Origin of the sequence: Desulfonatronum sp. SC1, from assembly GCF_003046795.1 — a bacterium.
Classification (GTDB): domain Bacteria; phylum Desulfobacterota; class Desulfovibrionia; order Desulfovibrionales; family Desulfonatronaceae; genus Desulfonatronum.
In genome coordinates, this window is record NZ_PZKN01000123.1 from 1 (window position 1) to 467 (window position 467).

1 protein-coding gene is annotated in these 467 nt (G+C 32.3%); it reads left to right on the forward strand.

Features of this window, described 5'->3' with window-relative positions; all coding sequences use genetic code 11:
• On the forward strand, positions 1-467 hold a 467-nt coding region (locus tag C6366_RS18590), incomplete at both ends, for an ankyrin repeat domain-containing protein (RefSeq protein WP_199221592.1).

Sequence of the window (467 nt, forward strand, 5' to 3'; positions counted from 1 at the left end):
GCAATAAATAATAGATACTCATGGGCTGGAGAAGGCTATTCTGGCGAAGTAATAAATCCACTATATACAGCCGTTACAACTGAGGATATTGACTACATTAATCTTTTAATCAAATTGGGAGCAGACCCAAATATTTTGGATGCAGATTATAATGGAAATAACCACATTTATGCTTCATATTTCACTATTGGAGCTCCGCTTATCGAAGCCGTATCTATAGGCAATATGGAAATTGTTAAGCTTTTAATTAAAGCTGGAGCTAACGTCAATTTCTCAACTAGAAAAAGCTATTATATAGAAACAGAGAATAATAAGTATGGAGAATATTTTGTAATGTGGGAAACTCCCTTAACAGTAGCTATTAGAAACAATGACAAAGCTTTGGTAGAGTTATTGATAAAAAATGGTGCTAAGAAAGTTGTTCATGGAGATTTGGTAAAGAATTATAAATTTGAAAAACCTATTAG